The sequence below is a fragment of the Neobacillus sp. B24 genome (assembly GCF_055381825.1).
On sequence record NZ_AP035777.1, the window covers coordinates 923,382 to 943,708 of the forward strand.

The window sequence follows — 20,327 nt, forward strand, 5'->3', positions numbered from 1 at the left end:
GCTGTAACCAATGAAGGCGGTAACGTATCAAGGGATTAAAAATGTTGTAGTCAAAGAAGTTCCAGATCCAAAGATTGAAAAACCAGATGATATGATTATTAAAGTAACGAGTACAGCGATATGTGGGTCTGATTTACATTTAATTCATGGCATGATTCCTAACCTGCAAGAAAACTATGTTATTGGCCATGAACCAATGGGAATCGTCGAAGAAGTTGGTCCAAGTGTGACTAAGCTAAAAAAGGGAGATCGGGTCATTATCCCCTTTAATATAGCATGCGGTGAATGCCAATACTGTAAAAACCATTTGGAAAGCCAATGTGATAATTCTAATGATAATGGTGATATGGGTGCCTATTTCGGATATTCTGGCACCACTGGGGGCTATCCAGGTGGGCAAGCTGAATATTTAAGAGTGCCATTTGCCAACTTTACTCATTTCAAAATTCCAGAGACTTGTGAAGAACCAGATGAAAAGTTAGCCGTTATTGCCGATGCGATGACTACTGGTTTTTGGAGTGTTGACAATGCAGGCGTAAAGGATGGAGATACCGTTATTGTTTTTGGCTGTGGTCCAGTTGGTCTTTTCGCTCAAAAATTCTGTTGGCTAAAAGGGGCAAAGCGTGTCATTGCCGTTGATTATGTCAATTATCGCCTGCAGCACGCCAAGCGCACAAACAAAGTTGAAATTGTTAACTTTGAGGACCATGAGAATGTAGGAAGTTACCTGAAGGAAATTACCAAAGGCGGCGCTGATGTTGTCATTGATGCAGTTGGTATGGACGGTAAAATGACTGATTTGGAGTTCCTTGCAAGCGGAATGAAGCTTCAGGGCGGAGCATTAAGTGCGTTTATCATGGCTTCACAAGCGGTGCGTAAAGGCGGGACAATTCAAGTTACTGGCGTTTACGGCGGCAGATATAATGGTTTCCCTCTTGGAGATATTATGCAGCGAAATATCAATATCCGCTCCGGTCAAGCACCTGTCATCCACTATATGCCATATATGTTTGAATTAGTTACGACCGGGAAAATTGATCCAGGAGATGTCGTAAGTCATGTACTTCCACTTAGTGAAGCAAAGCGTGGCTATGAGATTTTTGACACAAAAATGGATGATTGTATAAAAGTCGTGTTGAAACCTTGAGGAAGGAGATATAAAAAATGAACTACGCCTTACATGAAGTTCTTGAGGTCCATGAGATGGCTGCATTTAAGACCACTTGTTTAACTAAATCCAAAACGATGAAAGCGTTAGTTACAGATCCGCTATTACAAGATATTATGCAGCAAGACATTGATGTATGTACTAGACAATTACAAGAATATGCTTCTATCCTTTCCAACGCTAAGCAGTAAATTAGGAGATGAATGAACATGAATCCAATCATTGAAACTTTAACGGGCATGGACGCACTTTCGGATCAAGTCGTTGCAATGGATCTACTCATTTCAGCTAAAAGTGGAGTTAGAAATTATGCCATGGCAGCTACGGAGGCAGGAACACCGGAAATTAAAGAAATGCTCACTCGCCATTTAGTGGAAGCTCTTGATATGCATGAACAAATATCCGCATATATGGTAGAAAAAGGATGGTACCATGCCTGGGATACAAACGAACAGATCAGTTTGGATTTAAATAATATCAATACAGCATTAAACTTACCGACATTATAAAAATTTCCAGGAACAGTTTAACACTCACCAAATAAACTGTTCCTACGCTTTTAAAACATACATTAACAAAAAAACCGGCGATTTCTATTTAAGAAAGGCCGGTTAAATTTTGATTGTTTATCCCACTCATAACGAGCAGTAAGACCCCCACAGATTCTAAGGAACCCGAAGAAGATAGTGGGGAATCAACTGACCGTAAAGGTCTATTGGTGCACCTTACCATCATTGTAAACGAAGCAAGTGTTTACTTTCCTTCGGTAAGGGAACCCTAGTTATACATTTTTCTGATTGGGGACGGGGTAAATGAAAATTCTATCAATGATTCAGCCCTGGGCTAGTTTGTTTGTCCTTGGCGAGTCCAAATATGAAACGAGGACATGGAGGACCAACTATCGAGGTCCATTAGCGATTCATACGAGTAAAAAACCCGACAAGGCCGCCTGCGGCTACCCGAAGGTCCAGGAGCTGCTTCAAAAACACGGATATTCAGGAGAAGACCTCCCGACAGGTGTGATAATTGGCGTTTGTGAACTGAAAAATTGCATAAGAGTGATTGAAAACAATGAAACTTGGGCGGTCCTGGAAGATGGGCGAGTTGTTTCCGGTATGGAATTTTTGTTAGGTGATTATCGGGTAGGCGGTTACGCCTGGGAAGTGGAAAGGATGCGCACGTTAGAGGTGTCTATTCCGGCAAAAGGGCAGCTTGGTCTGTGGGAGTATCCCGGAATAATTCTTTAAAAACACGTCTTGGTTAAGTCAGCATGGTGATGTCCTTTGGAAGAATTTTGCACTCTGCCAGAATAAACTCCCGTTCTTTCCAGGATTTTTATGATAATGCCGCCTTTTCTTACCGTTTCCACGACGAAAAGGCGCCTCTGTCAATGCAGAGACGACCCGTGTCAAGCTGAATAACATCTAAAAGGCTACTGCTGTGAAGGAAGTAGACCATCATTATTAAAAGGCTGGAGCAGGTAATTCGCCAAGTTTCATACGAAGTAAACTATAAGGTTTTTCTCGTAAATCTCTTCCATAATGAAATCTGGCCTGCCGATGTAATTGGTTTACAATGACATATAAGTATCCATCAGGGCCAATTGAAAAAGTATCAGGCCATAGTATTCTTGGATCATGTGCAATGGTTTCCATTACTCCATTCGGCAATATCTTTCGAATACTGTTGTTTTCATAATCTCCAGCATAAACAGTTCCCTTTGCATCGGTGATCATTCCATCAGACGCACCTTTTTCCCCCCAATACTCCACATGATAAGGTAAATCCATGTCCGGTATATTTCTGTCTCTCAGGGCTTCTGTCGAAATGGAGAACAGATGACGACTTGTTAGTGGACAAAAAAATAATACCTTTCCATCAGGTGAAATCGCAATACCATCAGACGCCAATCTAAATGGAGAAGTCTCGCCATCTTTATTTCGATTCATCAACACTTTTCCTTCTACTTTCGGTATAAAATAGGGATCGGGTGAAGTTGAATTTGCTCCATTTAACCGTCTAAACGCGTTTCCATTTTGTAAATCTACGACGATAATAGCTCCTGGTCCTTTGGAAGAAGAATCGGTTATATAGGCATATCCTGCTTTTCCAACACGGAAATCAAAACGGACATCATTCAGGTAAGTTGTTGGCAGGACAACATCTTCTGTAAAGGTATATACTTTTCTTATTGTATTGGTTTCTAAATCAACAGCGACTAATTTTGCCCCCCCTTTAATAGGTTCAGAAAAATTGGGTGCCGCTGTATCTAATATCCAAAGCGTTCCCCTTCCATCAGCCACTACACTTTGGACACTGATGAAAGTCATTGTGATATTCTCGGGGTTAACCACATTGGTTTGTAAATTAGGATAAGGCTGCAATTTATTCTCAACAATTTCCGCCACCGTAAATTTAACATCGTCTCCCCATTTCGGAAAACAAATGAAAATACGACCGGTTTCTGAAACAGTAACACCTGTAGGCATAGCCCCATAAAATGCATAAACTAGTTCAAACTTTCCGAAATATTTTTCACTAGGTAACATAGGTTTCATAATATCCTCCTCAAGAATTCAAACGGGATATCACCTATATATGATTTATATTTTTTCAAGTGCATGTTTCTTAATAAGTTTTTCTATATGAAAAGATGATTGAATGGATTGTTTTCGACATTTAATAAGTCTGTCAGAAGATGCCTTATTTGAGAATAATTCATCTTCTGACATATCACCATCTCCTACTTTCACTTTAACATATTAGACTTTATTTGTTTGGAAAAGAGTTAGGTAAAAAGGGATGCGCTAACAAAATTTAAAAAATTCATAATGCTCAAACAAAATGTATTTTTAAATATGGTAACTTTAACGTTATAATAAGAATTAATCATATAAACCTGATTCTCGTCCAGAATATGAAAGGGAACGTAGATGAGTATAATAAAGGATTTTTTACTGCAGCTAACACTTATTGTCATACCCATATTTATTTACTATACATTTATTGCAGAAAGGGTAAATAGTGAAAAAAATAGAAAAGTGATTATGACCATTTTGTGGGGAATATCCATATTTTTTTGCATGTCATTTCCGGTGAGCTTTGGTGAAAATGCTCGTTTGGATTTAAGAATTATTCCTCTCTTATTTGGGAGTCTATACGGCGGATTTGGTGCAGCCATCTCCCTATCAGCTTTTATCATACTTTATCGACTTTATTTTGGGATCAGTATAGGCGTTTATAGTACTCTCCTTGTCTTATTATTATCACTGCCTGTTATCCTTTTTTTTCAGAAAGCCTTTGCAAATTCAACCAAAGATAAAAGAGTTAAAATTGCGGTTCGTCTTTCCTTTTACTATTGTCTAATTGGGCTAGCTTCTTTTAGTATTTTAAGAGGATTTTCCATAGATTATTTTAAAGTGCAAATGATTCAGCTTATTTTTGTAGTAGTGGTTACTTGGTTCTTTACCATCTTAATTGAAAAGATCAGGGATATTCACCGACTGCGATTAGACTTGCTAAATTCGGAGAAATTACGGGTTATAAGTGAGTTAACAAGTGTTTTCGCACATGAAATTAGAAATCCGATGCAAGTTACTCGTGGCTTTCTGCAACTTCTGAACGAGCCTGATTTGTCCAATGAGAAGAAGGAGTATATTCAACTATCCATTGATGAATTGGATCGTGCAAATGAAATCATTAATGATTTTTTATCTTTTGGAAAACCCTCCACCATTAGCAACAAAAGAATCGAAGTCGGTTCTCAGTTACAACGTTTAGTAAAAATGATTCAAAGTTACAGCCTGAGCCATAATGTTGAGATTCAAACAGATTTTCCTGAAGACTGTTGGATTTATGGAGATTCTCAAAAATTGAACCAGTGTTTAATTAATATATTGAAAAATGCTATAGAGTCTATGCCGAATGGTGGAATTGTTTGGATTACATGTACTTCGACTAGTGATGGATATATAAAGATTACCTTTAAGGACCAAGGAATTGGTATGACAAAAAAGCAAATAGATAGGCTAGGAACACCGTTTTATTCCTTAAAGGAAAATGGGACAGGACTAGGTATGATGGTAAGTTTCCAAATTGTCCGTTCTTTCAAAGGTAAAGTACAGGTAAACAGTGAAAAGAATGTGGGGACAGAATTTATTATTCTTTTACCTCAGTTGAATTCATAAATATTTGCTGGCCTTTCTATGGAATAAGGAAGCGGCAAGATGAGAGTTTACCCCAATTCAGCCTTCTACATATTGATTTCGTGTAGGAATGAGATTTCAATAGGCGGAGAATTTCCGGTTAATGTAAATAAGGAAGGCTTAGGAAGCGTATATAGGCGGAGATTTTCCGATTAACTGCTCAAAATAAGGCAAAATTCACCGATTTGGATAAGATAAACGGAAATATTCCCCTTATTTTTATGGAAATATCGTTATTTCCCACTTTAGCCGGAATTTGTCCGCTTATTTCATACACCGTGAAATATACACATTCAGTTTTTAACAGAGCCTTACGGAAGACAAACCAAGGATTTATAAGCTTGTCTTCCGTTTTAGACATTCCTACTAACAAAAACCCGAAAAAGTGGTCGAATATAATATGTTTATGGATGATTCTGACCCAAGCCATAGGTTATTGGCACACTATTCTTTATATCCTTGGACCTTCTTGCTATAATAAATACTACAATTGTAAAAGTAGGAGGGGGACCATGAGGGAGATTCCACAAATATCAGAAGCAGAATATGAAGTGATGAAGATTATATGGAACCATGAGCCGATTTCGACTCCTGAGATAGTGGAGAAATTATCGAAAAAGAGTGATTGGAAGCCAAATACCATTCACACCATGCTAGCGCGCTTAGTCAAGAAAAGCGCTTTGCACGCAAGAAAAAATGGCCGAATGTTTATTTATACTTCACTTGTTGAAAAGCACGAATATGTTGAGCAAAAAAGTAAATCCTTTCTGAAGCAGTTTTTCGGCGGTACCTTAAATTCAATGGTATTAAATTTTATTGAAAATGATCAGTTATCAAATGAAGATATTACGGAATTAAAGAGAATATTGTCGATGAGGGATAAGAAAGAAGGGGAGAAATAATGGATACCCTTCTGCTGCGGATTTTAGTAAGTACAATCGTGGTATCCCTCCTTATTTTCATCATTCAATTAATCAAAAAGCTATTAAACAATCATATGACAGTGAAAGCACATTATCATATTTGGTTTTTACTATCCATTCCAATGCTTGCAGCCTTTTTACCTTGGAATTATTCTCGCCTTGGAGAAGGAACTCAGTATATTAAAAGCTTACTTTTTTTTCATAGAGATGCGCCTTCGAAGAGTGAAAGGATCAATGGAGTGGATGCCTCTCAGGCGCCAAACACCGATATATTACATGATTTTGCGGTATCAGTAAACAAGTCAACACCCGATTTTGTCTACCAAGGCTTTTTTACAGTTTGGGTCATGGGAATGGTTCTTTTTGTTGGGGCTGCTGTTTATTCAACTTATCAAATCTATCAAATGAAAAAGTCAGCTGTGGTTGTTCATAATCAAAAGTTAAACAAACTATTAGAAGAATGCAAAAAGATGGTTGGGGTGAAAAGAAACATAAGACTGAAGGAGACCTCTCTTATTTCCTCGCCGATCACGTTTGGGATTTTTCAACCTTATATTTTTTTACCAAGCAAAACGCGGGAAGAGATCTCTTTAAATGAACTAAAATACGTGTTTTTGCACGAACTGCACCACCATAAAAGCAAAGATCTGTTCGTGAATTACATCATGTGGATGTTTCAGATTATTTATTGGTTCAACCCGGTTGTCTGGTATGCTTCAAAAAGGATTCGAATGGATCGGGAATTGGCCTGTGATGCATCCGTTTTACATCTCTTAGATGAGAGCGGATATATTGAATATGGGTATACCCTTATTCGCTTTGCAGATAAAAAGTATGATCGTACCCTTAAACAGATTGCTCCAGGAATAGGTGGGACAAAAAGACAAATCAAACAAAGAATCCAGTTCATTGCTAGCTTCTCTAGAGATTCTCTATTATTGAAATGGAAAAGCAAGGTCATCTGTGCTGTTTTAGGAATGGTTGTGCTATCCCTTGCTCCCATGACTACCGTAATTGCGAGCCCCGAGGATGTGTATCAATTTAGCGGGAAGAATGTGGTCTATGAAGATCTAAGCTCCTATTTTAAGGGCTACAGGGGCAGCTTTGTTTTATTTGATCCCTCTAAAAACCAATATCAAATATATAATCGAGAAATGAGTGAACAGAGGATTTCTCCTGATAGCACCTATAAAATATATTCCGCCTTATTTGCATTGGAATCCAATGTGATTTCCGTAAATAACAATAAACAAGTTTGGGATGGGGAAATTTATCCGTTTCCAGAATGGAATCAAAATCAAAATTTAGCGACTGCTTTAAGCCGTTCCGTGAATTGGTATTTCCAGAATACCGATCGAGAAGTAGGGAGAAAGCCGCTGCAAGATTATTTTCACAAGATAAGATACGGGAATGAGGATCTTTCAGGGAATTTGGATAGTTACTGGATGGAATCTTCCCTAAAAATATCACCCATTGAACAAGTCCAATTATTATACCAATTAGATGAAAATCGGTGGGGTTTTAAAGCGGAAAATATCAAATCGGTAAAAAAGGCCATTTTAATAGACGTTCAAAAGAATGGGCGGTTATATGGTAAAACGGGAACCGGCATGGTGAATGGAAAGAATGTAAATGGCTGGTTTATTGGCTTTGTCGATAAAGGTGATGACCGTTTTTATTTTGCCATTAATATTCAAAATAAAGAGGGACAGGCCCAAGGAAGTAAGGCAGCGGAGATTGCCAAGCAAATCCTGCATCATAAAAAGATATATTAATAAGGAACCCCAGAAAGGATTTCACTTCCTTTTTGGGACTTTCTTAGATTAAATACTATACACCGATGCAAATTGCCCAGTATATTGCAACGATTGCCAATGGAGGATACCGGATGAAGCCTCAATTGGTGAAGGAGATGCGGCATATTTGATCTGAACAAAGAAGGACAGCAAACTACAAAATGATTGACATTAATTTATTACAAGTGTAGTATTAAGCACGAAACAAATACTACAAGTGTAGTATTTGTTTCGTAATCTATTATTCGTATGTAATCAATTGAAGAAAGGAGGAAATTTCCCCGGCATTTTTAGGATCTGCTGATTACGAGCCAATCGGTTTTAATCTAAAAATAATGATTAAACCCGCTGATTCTATTTTCAGGACATCTAAATATTAATAGAAAGAGGTTATAATCTTGAAGAAGACACGTAATATTTTCAGAATGAACAAATTTATATATGCCCTGCTGGTGCTAGTGATTGCAATTGTACCTCTCGCCGGCTGGTCGATGAACACACATAACCTATCTGACAAGCCCGAAAAGGCAGTCGCGAAAACGCCAGCATCCCATATAAACCGTGAGTTAGCAAAACTCGAGAATAAATATGACGCCCGGCTTGGAGTCTACGCTATCGATACAGGTACAAATCAGAAAGTCTCCTATCGGCCTAATGAACGGTTCGCTTACGCTTCTACTTACAAAGCTTTAGCCGCAGGTGCAATTTTGCAGCATCACTCAATTGATCAACTCAACGAGTTAGTCACATACGATAGTGAGGACATCGTTTCATATTCACCCGTCACACAGCTTCACGTTGATACCGGGATGACCCTTCGGGAAGTTATTGAGGCTGCTGTTCGCTATAGCGACAACACTGCAGGGAACCTTTTATTAGAGAAACTGGGAGGCCCTGAGGGATTTGAAACAGCCCTGAGGAAGATTGGCGATCATGTTACCCAAGTTGATCGCTACGAGACGGATTTGAACTCAGCTATTCCTGGAGATAAACGGGACACAAGCACAGCAAAAGCGCTTGCAACAAGCCTCCAGGCTTTTGCTGTCAGCGACTTGCTCCCAACTGAAAAACGGACAATCCTGACAGATTGGATGCGGGGAAATACCACTGGTGATGCATTGATCCGGGCAGGTGCACCGACTGGCTGGGAAGTCGATGATAAAAGCGGGGCAGGAAGCTATGGAACGCGGAATGACATTGCGATTGTTTGGCCGCCGAATAGAGCTCCTATTGTCATCGCAATTCTATCAAGCCGCGATACACAGAATGCCACCTACGACAATGCTCTAATCGCACAAGCGGCAAAGGTTGTACTTAACGCTCTGAAGTGAACATAAACGTAGCTTAATAATGAGCTAGGATTGGGCCGCAAAAATGAGCAAGCAATCGCTAAATTTGGTAAAATAACGGTCATTTAATTTAAGTAAGCTGCCATAATTGGCAGCTTGTTTTGTTTATTCGCAGCATAACTATTTCAACAAACACAGGATACATTCCTGTCACGACAGCTCTTTTACTAGAAATCATTAAAGAACCCTCTATGCAAGCATCTCTATGTTATAGTAAAATTATGGAATAAAAATCAAAAGGTGGTATGTTTGTGACTTCAATTGCTTCTCCAATCGCCTGTAAGGTGAACAACGTTTTTATCCATGTTAGTGACCTCAAAAAGTCAGTAGAATGGTATTGTAACTTACTTGGAATTCCTTTTAACGGGGATCAGGTGGAATCTCCCGTTCATAATATCCCTGTTACCTCTGAAACCGGACTAACCTTGGATGATCACACTTTTGACCCGGGTTTTACGTTAAACCCTTCTAATCATGTGCTGTTTAATTTATTCGTCAAGGATATTGATGAAGCGTACCAATTTGTAAAAGATAGAGGAATCACCATTGTGAGAGAAATAGAGCGGATTGGGGATTTTGCCTATTTTAACTTTAAAGATTTGGATGGCAATGTGTTAATGATTTGTAATTGCTAGCAGCAATACATTCAAAAAATAGCTTGGATGCTGCCAAGCTATTTTTTTGACATTTAGAATGAATCCAGCGTATTAGCTGTCTCGTTTATAAAAAAATTATTCATGTGTCTTTATACAATGGGGAAAACTTAGTCCGCTGGCTTAACCAGTATGCACTCATAAAAAGAAAAATCTGAATCGGGACAGAATAACTATAATGCCAGGAAGTCGGCTCATAAATGCCCAGCCAGTCAAAAAATGGTTCTGCGATATAGGAAGTTAATAGTGCAAAAAATATCGCTTTTAACCATGGATTAATTTTTGGGAGGAATTGCAAGAGAAGCATTACCGATACAGGCATAAGCGTAATATCCCAGGGGAAATAGGTAGGTAATGTTGGGATTACATGAAACCGATAATACCAAATTCCTATTTGGTCTCCTAATATATCAAGGAGGGTTGAAATTACCATAATATAAAAGCCAACATACATTATTCGATCTGAGCTTTGTTTTTTTCTGATAATAAACCAGATAATCCAAGGGATAATGGAGAGGGCAACTCCAAACCACCATAAGCCAGAAAAGAGAACATGTTCATGCCAAATTTCAATCTTTTGGTCAATTAACTCTTCTGTCAATTGGAAATTTTTATCTTGTATCGAGATGATTTCTTTCCTTGTCAAAATTAACACCCTCTTAATTCCAAGAACATTGCCTTAGGTTTAGTAATATTATCAAAAATATGCATCTATAAGTAAATCACAAACCATATTGTGAAGAAATGTTATTACCAAATACAATAAAAACATCAACACAACCTGATACATAAACAGTGAATAGTTTTTTCTAAACATCAGAATAGAAAAGAATATCAATTAATTAATTTTTATATGGTATAGTTAAAATATGGAATATTTGTGTTGTGGGAAAATTGCGTTCTTACATAATCTCGAGGGAGGGAACACGTTTTGCAGGAAAAACAACAGTTGTTAGATGAATTTTCTACACTTATTTCGTTTGTCCAATCTTTAAGAGAGTTACAAGATGAGATTTGGGTGACGCCAATCGCGGAAGGGAAATGGACACCAAGAGATATTGTGGCTCATATCATGCGTTGGGATCAATATTTCTTAGAAGAAGGAATTCGAAAAATGGCCAGCGGGCAGCCAGTGACGATTCAACAGCTCGATTTTAATGAGTTTAACCGAAAAGCCGTTAAATACGCAGAACAGACAAGTAAACAGGAAATCATCGATCAGACGATATCCTACCGAAACGAACTCCTTCGTCATTTAGAAAGCCTGTCGGATGTAACTTTTACAGCAGAGCATATCGATGGGGATGGGAATCCATTTTCAGCGCAAACCTATCTATTGGATTTTATTCAGCATGATTTCCATCATATCAATCAGTTAAAAGCTTTCTTTTCTAAGGTTCAAATTGGTTGAAAGAAGACCAGGGCACCAAGAGAGCACCAAGGGGGCACCAAGGGGACGGTTCTAATTTAGGCAATCGGAAGTTTTGCTCAAGTTTCGAAGCACTTTATAAGTAAACGGAATTTTAATCTAAAGGAATTACTTCTAAGGAATTATCGCAAAATTTTTGATTGCCTGAGTAAGCAGGAAGTTTTAAAGTTTTTGTACAAGTAATTCGACATCCATAGTCAAATTTCCTGCTTCTACTGGTGCTGGTGGCACCAGTAGAACCGTCCCCTCGGTGCCAAAAATGAGGTGTTCTATTTGAGCAAGTTTGACTATAGTACTGAGACAGACAGATTAGTAATAAGGCCGTATAACAAAGAGGATTATTGGAATTGGCTGACTCAGTTTAACAATCGAATGCCATCCCAATACAAATACGACGATGGAAAAATTGATATGAGTATGTGTACTGAGGAGTGGTTTGGAGAATTGGTGGATTACCACCAGCAAATGGCTTTAGGAGACAAATTGTATGTATTTGGGGTTTTTCGTAAAGCGGATCATGCTCATTTGGGGTCCATCGATTTCTCTACGATTATGAGGGAAGAGTTTCAATGGGCTAGATTTGGATATTCGTTACATAACCAATTTTGGAGACAGGGTTATGGTAAGGAGGCTGTAAAGGCGGCCATCCGTCTTGCTTTTGAAGTGTTCCATTATCATCGTATCGAAGCGCATATTAATCTCGATAATACGCCTTCTATCAAATTAGCCGAGAGTGTTGGAATGGAATTCGAATGTGTGAGAAAAGGATTTATTTACGAATTTGACGAATGGACGGATCATCTCATTTATTTTGTTAATTCAAGATAGTAGTAAGGGATTTTGAGAAAGACGAAATCTATTAAACATGTTTCCTAAAAAGGGGTAATACTATTGGAACTAATACTTTTGGTTTTACTATCGGCTATCGTCTATACCATTTTAAGTTCTGTAAAAAACGGTTTTCTAAAACGTTCGCGTTTATTGAAAGGCAATGGGAGATCTAAACATATTTACCTTAGTGCGTTGCTGGAGGCTGTCAATTCTTCTATTGGCTTATTGGCAGCGGTACTGATTGTCAATTCGTTTACAGAGACAGCTCTTTCCGATCTACTGACATTTGGATTAGGAGCCTTTGCCTGCTTCTACCTAGTGAGATTATTGGTATTCAAATCTCAGCAAAAACCGGCAGCTAAGTAACACATATGGAAATTTTAATTAAAAGCTTCCCTATCTTATAATGGTATAGGATAACAAATATATTGGCCAGAGGAGTAAAGACAGATGAAAATCGAGCATGTGGCCATTTGGGTCAAAGATTTAGAAGGAATGAAGACGTTTTATGAAACGTACTTTAATGGCAAGGCAAACGAGAAATATCATAATCAAGTGAAGGAATTTGAATCGTATTTTCTTACGTTTGAAGAGGGAGCACGGTTAGAAATCATGCGGAAGGCAGGAGTTGATCAGCAGGATCGGGACGATCGAATTGGCTGGGCTCATATTGCTCTTTCCCTTGGGAGCAGGGAGGCTGTCGATGGGCTGACTCAACGCTTACAAAATGATGGCTACCGGCTTGTGAATGGTCCCCGTGTCACCGGCGACGGCTATTATGAGAGTGTATTCAAAGATCCGGAAGGCAATCTATTGGAATTGACCGTTTAACCATTTAGCACCACAGGTAGCACCACAGGGACGGTTCTCATGGTTCCCGATGAGGTATATGCCACTCGAGCACCAGCAGAACCGTCCCCCTGGTCCTATCATTCTTACATGCTTTGATTGATATTTTCGGCGGCTGGTGCATAGGACTTTATTACTCGATCTACGAAGCGCCGGCATTGAGGTAATGCGAGCCCCGTTACGTGCCCGATTGTGATGCAAAAGATGATTGTACCGATAAAAATAGGGCCATCTAGTAGCCAACCGACTAGAAGAACGACCATTTCCATAACCAGCCGAATCCATTGTACTTTGATTCCAGTCATGTTCATTAAGGCAATCATCAGACTATCTCGCGGTCCAGTTCCACAATCTGCTGCAATATAAATCCCCATTCCATATCCGATTACGACTATACCCATTATGAGCATAATGATTTGAGACACTAATGAATGAGGTGTCTGCAAATATGGTATTAACATATACATATCAATAAAAATTCCCACAAGCAGCATATTTAGAAACGCCCCTATTTGTGGCAAAGACTTAGACAGCAATGAAGATGACCCCAGTACAATGAAACCCACGATAATGGACCACGTTCCAATCGATAAACCAATGTGATTATATAACCCGATATGTAGGACATCCCAAGGGGCGCTTCCTAAGTCCGCCTTAATCATCAGAACAATTCCAAAAGACATGATTATTAATCCGGCCAAAAAAAAGAACCATTGCAGCGGATGTCTCTTTTTCATACTCCATTTACTCACGAAAATCCCTCTTTCTAAGCTCAGTAAATTACATTTATGTTTTGAGGTGTTTTATACCATTCTAACGGTGAAATAAGTTAAATAAAATGGGAAATTACTCATGCCCCTTTTTTTGATGCGAGTGTGGCTATATATCTAAAACCGTTCACCTGTCTTCTTCTCTAATATTTTAAATGGAACATAAGCTAATCGGCAGCGCAATAAACAAAAGGCACATCCAGTGCCTTACTTAACTTAGTTTATCATGATTAAAAGATGACTAATAGAAAAACAATTATAAATGTCAATAGAGCCTACAATACGGAAGTACGGCATAAAAACTTGCGTATTGTAGGCTGCTTATTGTTGTGAAGCAAATACCTATTTTGAATAATATGTTGTTTTTTAAAAATAATATTACTTGTATTAACAGTTGTATCTACAAGCGAGGAGATCATGAGTGAATTTTTTGATCAAACAAAAGATGGTAGTGATTATAAGAGCATTATATTTCTGTATGGAAGAGCACTGGGCAAAGATAGGGCAAGAACACAATGTTTCCCCTGCCCAGCAGCACATTTTATTTTTACTCTCCATAAACCCAGCACTTACCCCGACACAAATTAGCGAGTTGGGTTGTTGGCATACTTCTACAGTAACAAGGCTGCTTAAGCCAATGGAAAACAGCAGCCTTATTAACGTATCCCCTGATATACATCATCGGAGATATAAGATTGTATCTATTACGAAAAAGGGCAAAGATTTAGTTCGAAAAATAGTGAATTCAATACAAGAAGCGGAGCACTTCCCATTTCCAATGGATCATTTATCCGAGAGAGAAATAGTAAGCTTTTTAGATTATGGACAAAGGTTTCTTGATGTCATGAAAGGCGAAAGTTTTGGGAACAAGGTCATTAACGCGAAAATGGAGGGCGTTGACTATGTTTGATGGAAAAAAATGATAATTAGCTGCCTTGATTGTTATGTAAGATGGATGAAACAGGAGGTGCGTGAATGAAGCATTTGAAGTATTCCAAATCATTGTTGCTATTGTTGATGATTCTTCCTTGGTTCAGCGTTCCGTTGTTAGGGAAGGATGCCTTCAAGCGGTTTCTCCCAGCCGGTTTATTTATTTCTCTGGTGGTGAGGATCGTGAACTTCGTTGCCAAAAAGCGTAGATGGTGGTGGTGGTACGAAACACTCCATCCTAAGATGTCAGGGGTCATACCGTTTATGTGGGGGCCATTTTTGATTGGTACACTTTGGATATTAAAGTGGACGTACGGAAAGTTTTTACGATACATAACTTTGAATATAATCGTCGATGGGGCATTTACATATGGTTTGGTGTATTACTTACAAAAATTCGGGATCGCATCACTGGTTCGAATGAAAAAAACCCCATTAATGTTCATTTTTATGGTGGAAGCATTGCTGTTATATGGTTTTCAATTTTTTAAGGAAAAGCTATTTAAACCAAATACACGGTAATAATAATATCTTAAACCAAACTGAAGAGCATGGGCACTAAAACTAGAATGTGCTCTATTTTAATTGTTTCTGCATTTTTTTATCTTTGCTGAAAATAATAAGTTCGGGGTGATAAAATGGCGACTGCTAAAATCGGGGACACTATTTCATTTAATCGAGAAGGGGAAAGCTATGAAGGGATTGTTAAGGTTGTTAGAGACAATTCCGTTATTGTGGAGTACGGATTCAATAAACAAAAAAACGAACCGCTTACTACTATCGTCAATCATAAAAATTATAAAATTACCAAGTCAACTTAGTAACGAGGCAAGAGAAAAATTTAGCAACGCAATCGCGTTGCTTATTTTATTGCTATAAATACTTCCTATATAAAAATGGTCTTTTTTTATTAATAAATGAATAGTCAGTAAAGAAAGGTTTTTCTATACATGTATAGAATAAGTAGTTATATCTGTTAAAGGTGGGTGTTTGGATGCTTCAAAACGAATATGGATGGGTCCGACAGACTAGGGGGACTCTGTTAGATTTTTGTGGGAAATTAGATTCTAATCATTTTACTGATTCCAATGGTTTCGGTTGGCAAAGTGTAAGAAATACATTGGTTCATATAGCAGATTGCTATGTTGCCTGGCTTGGCTCATTTGTTTTGCTGAAGACAAATAAACCACTTACTCCAAAGGATGAAATACATAATATCAGTTTAGAGCAAATAATAGCACGCTTTGAGCAAGTGGATTCAATCGTAAATGAATTATTAGAACAACATGGACATAGTTTAAACGAGCTAATTGAAAGAGAAATCCCTTGGAGATCAGCACCTGAACTATTATCAATTACTCCCCGCAAGTTGCTAATACACACCATCACTCACGAGTTTCATCATAAGGGACAAATAGCAGCCATGCTCCGTCAGATGGGGTATGAGCCACCGAATACAGATGTTCTAGGGACAGATGATTAATATATTTAAGAAGTATTTTGGCAATGTTTACTGGACATTGCCTTTTTCGTTGAGTAAGTTTTATTTGAGATATATTACTATATGCAGCTAGTATTGGGGCTGGCACCATTTGAAATAGCTAAGCCGAAAACATACAAGTTTTTGTTCATTACTTGTATGTTTTCGGCTTTTGGGGGAACCAGTAGAAGCAGGAAATTTGACTATGGATGTCGAATTACTTGTACAAAAACTTTAAAACTTCCTGCTTACTCAGGCAATCAAAAATTTTGCGATAATTCCTTAGAAGTAATTCCTTTAGATTAAAATTCCGTTTACTTATAAAGTGCTTCGAAACTTGAGCAAAACTTCCGATTGCCTATATTAGAACCGTCCCCATGGTTCCGTTGGTTCAGTCTTTCACGTTAAAATCGCCTGAGCTGGTTCGTGCGGTTAGTTTGAATTTGCCTTCTCCGCTTTGGCCAAGAATGCGGTGTTCTGATTTTTCTGAGTAGTTCATTTCATCGAGGTCCGCCGTGGCGTCGCCTGAGCTGCTTTTGAAATCGAGTTTCACGGAAGTGGCTGGTTGGGCAAAGCTTACGTCAATATCGCCGCTGCTGCTTTCTAACATTATATTTCCTGTCATTTCTTCCACTGTTACCACCATATCACCGGAGGATGTATTCATTTTGATGTTTTCCGAGACCAGACCATCTGAAAGTATTTCACCACTGCTGGTGTAGACGTCAGTTGCCTTGGCCACGTTATCTTTTATCTCGACATCCCCACTGCTTGATTCGATGTCCAGTGTATTGGAAGAGTTGCCATTAGCGGTAATATCCCCACTAGAAGCCTGTAGGGTAAGCGCACCCTCTGCCGCAGCATCGCTGACTTTTATATCACCTGATTCTGTTACAACTGATAATTCCTTTGCCTTTATTTCTTTTAAGGCAATATCGCCAGATGCTGCAGTTATTTCAATCGAGTCATAAACCTGTTGAGGCACTTTGACATTCAGGCTTACTTTTGTAAAGTTAAACATCATAAACTGAAACTTATCTTCTTTTTCCATAGTAATTCTAACAGTATCACCGTCTTTATCCAGATCCAGCTTATATAAATCTTTACTCTTTTTCCCTACCTGACCGGAAAAATCAGCTTCGATTTTATCGCCGTTGCCTGGCTGAAGTTTTACATCGACAGTGGGCGAGTCGATGACGATATTGCTGACCCCTTTTGCTGAGACTTCTTTTGTTTCATGCACATCTACTGAACTGAATGTAAAAGCTTCAACACCGGAAGTGTTGATTGACATAATTACACCAATGACTCCAATGACCACAAGTCCTAACGCCCCGTACATAATTTTTCTCATTTTTTTAATCCCCTTTGATTAATTTCATATTCCAATTTACGTATCTGCTAAACGTCTTATATAACCATTTGCCTGCTTTGACCATGCCTGCCCCGAGCGCAATGCCAATTCCGCACAGAATGAGCGATAGAAATAACTCGAAGGTTGTAAACCCGCCGTTCAATACCTGTGTAACGACAAAAAGGGGAGATATCACAAAGCTTGCACTCACGACCCAAAGTGACAGATAAACAGAAAATATCGCAATCACTGGACCTAGCATAAAAATAAGGTTGAAGAAAAATAAACTAATCGATGCAAGGATGATTCGACCTAAATTGCGATAAGAATCAGTTTCCGTATTAATCGGCAATGGGTAGTTATCAGTTAACCCACCAGGTGAATTTGTACTAACTTTCCGATTTTCAGAAGCGACCTCTATAAGGTCCTTATACAAATCGAGTAATTTCTCCCGATCCTCCGTTGGCAGGCCTTTTAATCGATCCTCCAACTCCTGCAGCATTTCTTCATTTTTCATGTTCCTCGTTCCCTTCTGTAACCCTATGACCTTATCATACAAAGAAAAAGTCATATGACCGTAGTGAAGTTAGTCATGAAATGAAAAAGACCTCATTATGCCATCTGAATTTTTTATTTATAAGACTGTTAGAATTAACCAAATTCTTGTAAGATAGGTAAGGATAGGAAAAAAGTAGCAGGGTGGAGGCGCGAAGCTGGAATGAAGAAAGCCGCATTTGAGTGGGTTGGAGTAGACTGGTTTATTTTTTTCTTGAGATTGTGCTGGTACCTTGCTGGTGTCCTTACCCTATTTATCGATGTGAAAGGTGAGAGTGTACTTACGTATGTATCCTTTGTCGGTATATTAACCGTTTATTATTTAGTCCCCCTCATTTTTTGGAGACCTGGGTATAAAAACCCGGTTCTTTATCCGATTGCCGAGCTCATCATAGGAGGCGGAGCTTCCGTCTATTTTAATATATTTGAACACTTTAACCTTGGTCCCGCCATGATCCTCATGTCCATCTTGATGGTTGGTTACCTTGCGACAAAGAAGTCGGCCAGATGGACCTTGCCAGTGTTTTTAATTTTGTACCCGCTCCCTACTCTGTGGACTATGGACACCGTCACTTATTTTCTTCAGTACATCGATATCTTCATCTTCCTAGGCTTTGGCGCCTGCTTTAACTATGTCATTCATTCGCAGCAGAAGACAAAACGAATCATCGAAGAAAATAATAAACAATATCAGTTAATTCAAGAGCAGTATCGGGTGCTTCAGCAATATGCGGAGCAGATCGAGAAGGTAACGCTGCTCCAAGAACGGAACCGGCTTGCAAAAGAACTGCATGATACGATTGGCCATCACTTTACTTCTGTAACCATGGGGCTTGACGCCGTTTCTTATTTGCTGGAAAAGGATGTTGATCGAGCGAAACAAAAGGTTGAAGCCCTTGCTAATGTTTCTCGTAAAGGCTTGGAGGACATTCGAAGACATATCCACCAAATAGCCCCGTCAGAAAATGAACAGCCATTGTCGGAGCTTTTACATAAAATCGTTGATAGTTTTAAAGAAAATACCGATACCGATGTTCAGTTTAATAGGCAAGGGAGAGAAATCCCCATTTCTAAGAATATTAAACTCGCATTCATTCGCTGTCTTCAAGAGGCGTTGACAAATGCGAAACGACATGGCGGTGCTTCAGAAATTTTGGTTGATTACTTATTTACGGACTATGAGATTGTGTTATCTATTGAAAATAACGGAAGCCCCATTGATGCTTTGCAGCCTGGTTTTGGTCTCACCGCGATGAAGGAACGGATTGGGGAATTGCATGGGAATCTTGATATTACAAGTGGAACACACCATGGGGTAAAGCTGACGATTACTGTACCGATAAAAGGGGTGGCCTAAATGAGCGGCATTAAATTAGTCATAGCGGATGATCAAGAGTTGATTCGGGAGAGCTTGTCCATCGTGTTAGATATGGATGATGAAATTGAAGTAGTTGGTTTGGCGGAAAATGGGGCTGAAGCCGTTGCGTTATGCCAGCAGCATCAACCGGACACGATCTTGATGGATATTAACATGCCGGAAATGGATGGAATTTCTGCAACAAAAATGATCAAACAACGCTGGCCGGACATCAAGGTGATTATCTTAACCACCTTCCAAGAAATTAATTACGTGATTGACGCGTTAGCCATTGGGGCAGAAGGCTACTTGCTGAAAGCCATTCATCCAAAAGACTTGCTCGCAGGCATTAAACTGATTCATAAAGGCGGGACCCTGCTCCCGCAGGATTTGGCCAAGCTGCTAGTTCAGCAAATAAACAGTCATGAAACATCAACCCAGCAGGAAAACAAGAATAACTACGACTTAACAGAACGTGAAGAAGAAGTGCTGCAATGCATTGCAGTAGGACTAAGCAATAAACACATCGCAGAAAAACTATTTCTATCCGAGGGAACAGTCAAGAACTATATCTCCAGCATCTACCACAAACTAGATGTAAAAGATAGGTTTCAAGCCGCCTTCAAGGCAAAGCAGGAAGGGTTAACGAGGTAAAACGTTATCAATTAACTAAAAGAC

At 38.9% G+C, this 20,327-nt stretch carries 25 protein-coding genes and 1 pseudogene; 20 read left to right on the top strand and 6 right to left on the bottom strand.

The window, feature by feature from the left end:
• Positions 1–10 precede the first annotated feature (10 nt).
• The 4 genes from ACZ43M_RS04420 to ACZ43M_RS04435 all read left to right on the top strand — a co-directional run bounded on the left by ACZ43M_RS04420 (position 11) and on the right by ACZ43M_RS04435 (position 2,415).
• On the top strand, positions 11–1,147 hold the full coding sequence (locus ACZ43M_RS04420) for a zinc-dependent alcohol dehydrogenase (protein WP_464506225.1): 1,137 nt from the start codon (positions 11–13) through the stop codon (positions 1,145–1,147).
• Positions 1,148–1,164: 17 nt separating this feature from the next.
• Entirely contained in the window at positions 1,165–1,359 is a 195-nt protein-coding gene (locus ACZ43M_RS04425; RefSeq protein WP_464506226.1) for a hypothetical protein, read from the top strand.
• An 18-nt stretch (positions 1,360–1,377) separates the two neighbouring features.
• A complete protein-coding gene (locus tag ACZ43M_RS04430) occupies positions 1,378–1,677 on the top strand; it encodes a spore coat protein (RefSeq protein WP_464506227.1) in 300 nt (99 codons plus the stop codon).
• A gap of 303 nt (positions 1,678–1,980) precedes the next feature.
• Positions 1,981–2,415 carry an ASCH domain-containing protein gene (locus tag ACZ43M_RS04435; protein ID WP_464506228.1) on the top strand — a complete coding sequence of 145 codons (435 nt, stop codon included), beginning with the start codon at positions 1,981–1,983 and terminating at the stop codon, positions 2,413–2,415.
• Positions 2,416–2,631: 216 nt separating this feature from the next.
• Here ACZ43M_RS04435 and ACZ43M_RS04440 read toward each other — a convergent pair whose 3' ends face one another.
• Both ACZ43M_RS04440 and ACZ43M_RS04445 read right to left on the bottom strand, forming a co-directional pair.
• Positions 2,632–3,726 carry an L-dopachrome tautomerase-related protein gene (locus ACZ43M_RS04440; protein ID WP_464506229.1) on the bottom strand — a complete coding sequence of 365 codons (1,095 nt, stop codon included), beginning with the start codon at positions 3,724–3,726 and terminating at the stop codon, positions 2,632–2,634.
• 45 nt (positions 3,727–3,771) lie between these two features.
• Complete coding sequence (locus ACZ43M_RS04445; protein WP_464506230.1) at positions 3,772–3,900, bottom strand: hypothetical protein; 129 nt, start codon at positions 3,898–3,900, stop codon at positions 3,772–3,774.
• A gap of 201 nt (positions 3,901–4,101) precedes the next feature.
• On the opposite strand from ACZ43M_RS04445, the gene ACZ43M_RS04450 reads away from it, so the two are divergent.
• The 6 genes and pseudogenes from ACZ43M_RS04450 (at position 4,102) to ACZ43M_RS04475 (ending at position 10,076) form a co-directional block, all read left to right on the top strand.
• Entirely contained in the window at positions 4,102–5,355 is a 1,254-nt protein-coding gene (locus tag ACZ43M_RS04450) for an ATP-binding protein (protein ID WP_464506231.1), read from the top strand.
• Positions 5,356–5,885: 530 nt separating this feature from the next.
• Complete coding sequence (locus ACZ43M_RS04455) at positions 5,886–6,275, top strand: BlaI/MecI/CopY family transcriptional regulator (RefSeq protein WP_464506232.1); 390 nt, start codon at positions 5,886–5,888, stop codon at positions 6,273–6,275.
• A complete protein-coding gene (locus tag ACZ43M_RS04460) occupies positions 6,275–8,071 on the top strand; it encodes a BlaR1 family beta-lactam sensor/signal transducer (RefSeq protein WP_464506233.1) in 1,797 nt (598 codons plus the stop codon). Before ACZ43M_RS04455 ends, ACZ43M_RS04460 begins: the two co-directional genes overlap by 1 nt.
• Before the next feature lie 56 nt (positions 8,072–8,127).
• Positions 8,128–8,214 (top strand): annotated as a pseudogene (locus ACZ43M_RS04465) (penicillin-binding transpeptidase domain-containing protein); the annotation flags it as partial.
• Positions 8,215–8,517: 303 nt separating this feature from the next.
• Positions 8,518–9,423, top strand: coding sequence for a class A beta-lactamase (bla, locus tag ACZ43M_RS04470; protein WP_464507951.1), 906 nt, complete (start codon positions 8,518–8,520; stop codon positions 9,421–9,423).
• Positions 9,424–9,686: 263 nt separating this feature from the next.
• Positions 9,687–10,076 carry a VOC family protein gene (locus ACZ43M_RS04475; RefSeq protein ID WP_464506234.1) on the top strand — a complete coding sequence of 130 codons (390 nt, stop codon included), beginning with the start codon at positions 9,687–9,689 and terminating at the stop codon, positions 10,074–10,076.
• 100 nt (positions 10,077–10,176) lie between these two features.
• On the opposite strand, the gene ACZ43M_RS04480 is transcribed toward ACZ43M_RS04475, so the two are convergent.
• Positions 10,177–10,740, bottom strand: coding sequence for a CBO0543 family protein (locus ACZ43M_RS04480; protein ID WP_464506235.1), 564 nt, complete (start codon positions 10,738–10,740; stop codon positions 10,177–10,179).
• A 285-nt stretch (positions 10,741–11,025) separates the two neighbouring features.
• Between ACZ43M_RS04480 and ACZ43M_RS04485 the strand changes: the two genes are divergently transcribed.
• The 4 genes from ACZ43M_RS04485 to ACZ43M_RS04500 all read left to right on the top strand — a co-directional run bounded on the left by ACZ43M_RS04485 (position 11,026) and on the right by ACZ43M_RS04500 (position 13,185).
• Positions 11,026–11,505 carry a DinB family protein gene (locus ACZ43M_RS04485; RefSeq protein WP_464506236.1) on the top strand — a complete coding sequence of 160 codons (480 nt, stop codon included), beginning with the start codon at positions 11,026–11,028 and terminating at the stop codon, positions 11,503–11,505.
• 291 nt (positions 11,506–11,796) lie between these two features.
• Positions 11,797–12,351, top strand: a complete 555-nt coding sequence (locus ACZ43M_RS04490) for a GNAT family N-acetyltransferase (protein WP_464506237.1) — start codon at positions 11,797–11,799, stop codon at positions 12,349–12,351.
• Between the two features lie 63 nt (positions 12,352–12,414).
• Positions 12,415–12,720, top strand: a complete 306-nt coding sequence (locus tag ACZ43M_RS04495) for a hypothetical protein (protein WP_464506238.1) — start codon at positions 12,415–12,417, stop codon at positions 12,718–12,720.
• 84 nt (positions 12,721–12,804) lie between these two features.
• Positions 12,805–13,185 (top strand): VOC family protein, encoded by a 381-nt coding sequence (locus ACZ43M_RS04500; protein WP_464506239.1) that lies wholly within the window; start codon positions 12,805–12,807, stop codon positions 13,183–13,185.
• Between the two features lie 104 nt (positions 13,186–13,289).
• Here ACZ43M_RS04500 and ACZ43M_RS04505 read toward each other — a convergent pair whose 3' ends face one another.
• Entirely contained in the window at positions 13,290–13,940 is a 651-nt protein-coding gene (locus ACZ43M_RS04505) for a YczE/YyaS/YitT family protein (protein WP_464507952.1), read from the bottom strand.
• Between the two features lie 454 nt (positions 13,941–14,394).
• Between ACZ43M_RS04505 and ACZ43M_RS04510 the strand changes: the two genes are divergently transcribed.
• From ACZ43M_RS04510 to ACZ43M_RS04525, 4 genes are all read left to right on the top strand, one after another.
• Positions 14,395–14,883 (top strand): MarR family winged helix-turn-helix transcriptional regulator, encoded by a 489-nt coding sequence (locus ACZ43M_RS04510; RefSeq protein WP_464506240.1) that lies wholly within the window; start codon positions 14,395–14,397, stop codon positions 14,881–14,883.
• A gap of 65 nt (positions 14,884–14,948) precedes the next feature.
• Complete coding sequence (locus tag ACZ43M_RS04515; RefSeq protein WP_464506241.1) at positions 14,949–15,425, top strand: hypothetical protein; 477 nt, start codon at positions 14,949–14,951, stop codon at positions 15,423–15,425.
• 116 nt (positions 15,426–15,541) lie between these two features.
• A complete protein-coding gene (locus tag ACZ43M_RS04520) occupies positions 15,542–15,724 on the top strand; it encodes a DUF2187 family protein (protein ID WP_464506242.1) in 183 nt (60 codons plus the stop codon).
• A 173-nt stretch (positions 15,725–15,897) separates the two neighbouring features.
• Entirely contained in the window at positions 15,898–16,386 is a 489-nt protein-coding gene (locus tag ACZ43M_RS04525; RefSeq protein WP_464506243.1) for a DinB family protein, read from the top strand.
• A gap of 388 nt (positions 16,387–16,774) precedes the next feature.
• On the opposite strand, the gene ACZ43M_RS04530 is transcribed toward ACZ43M_RS04525, so the two are convergent.
• Entirely contained in the window at positions 16,775–17,737 is a 963-nt protein-coding gene (locus tag ACZ43M_RS04530) for a DUF4097 family beta strand repeat-containing protein (RefSeq protein ID WP_464506244.1), read from the bottom strand.
• A gap of 4 nt (positions 17,738–17,741) precedes the next feature.
• Positions 17,742–18,254, bottom strand: a complete 513-nt coding sequence (locus ACZ43M_RS04535) for a DUF1700 domain-containing protein (protein WP_464506245.1) — start codon at positions 18,252–18,254, stop codon at positions 17,742–17,744.
• Between the two features lie 201 nt (positions 18,255–18,455).
• On the opposite strand from ACZ43M_RS04535, the gene ACZ43M_RS04540 reads away from it, so the two are divergent.
• Positions 18,456–19,649 (top strand): sensor histidine kinase, encoded by a 1,194-nt coding sequence (locus ACZ43M_RS04540; protein WP_464506246.1) that lies wholly within the window; start codon positions 18,456–18,458, stop codon positions 19,647–19,649.
• The gene (locus ACZ43M_RS04545; RefSeq protein WP_464506247.1) at positions 19,650–20,303 is read left to right on the top strand and encodes a response regulator; all 654 of its coding nucleotides are present in this window, start codon (positions 19,650–19,652) and stop codon (positions 20,301–20,303) included.
• Positions 20,304–20,327: the final 24 nt, after the last annotated feature.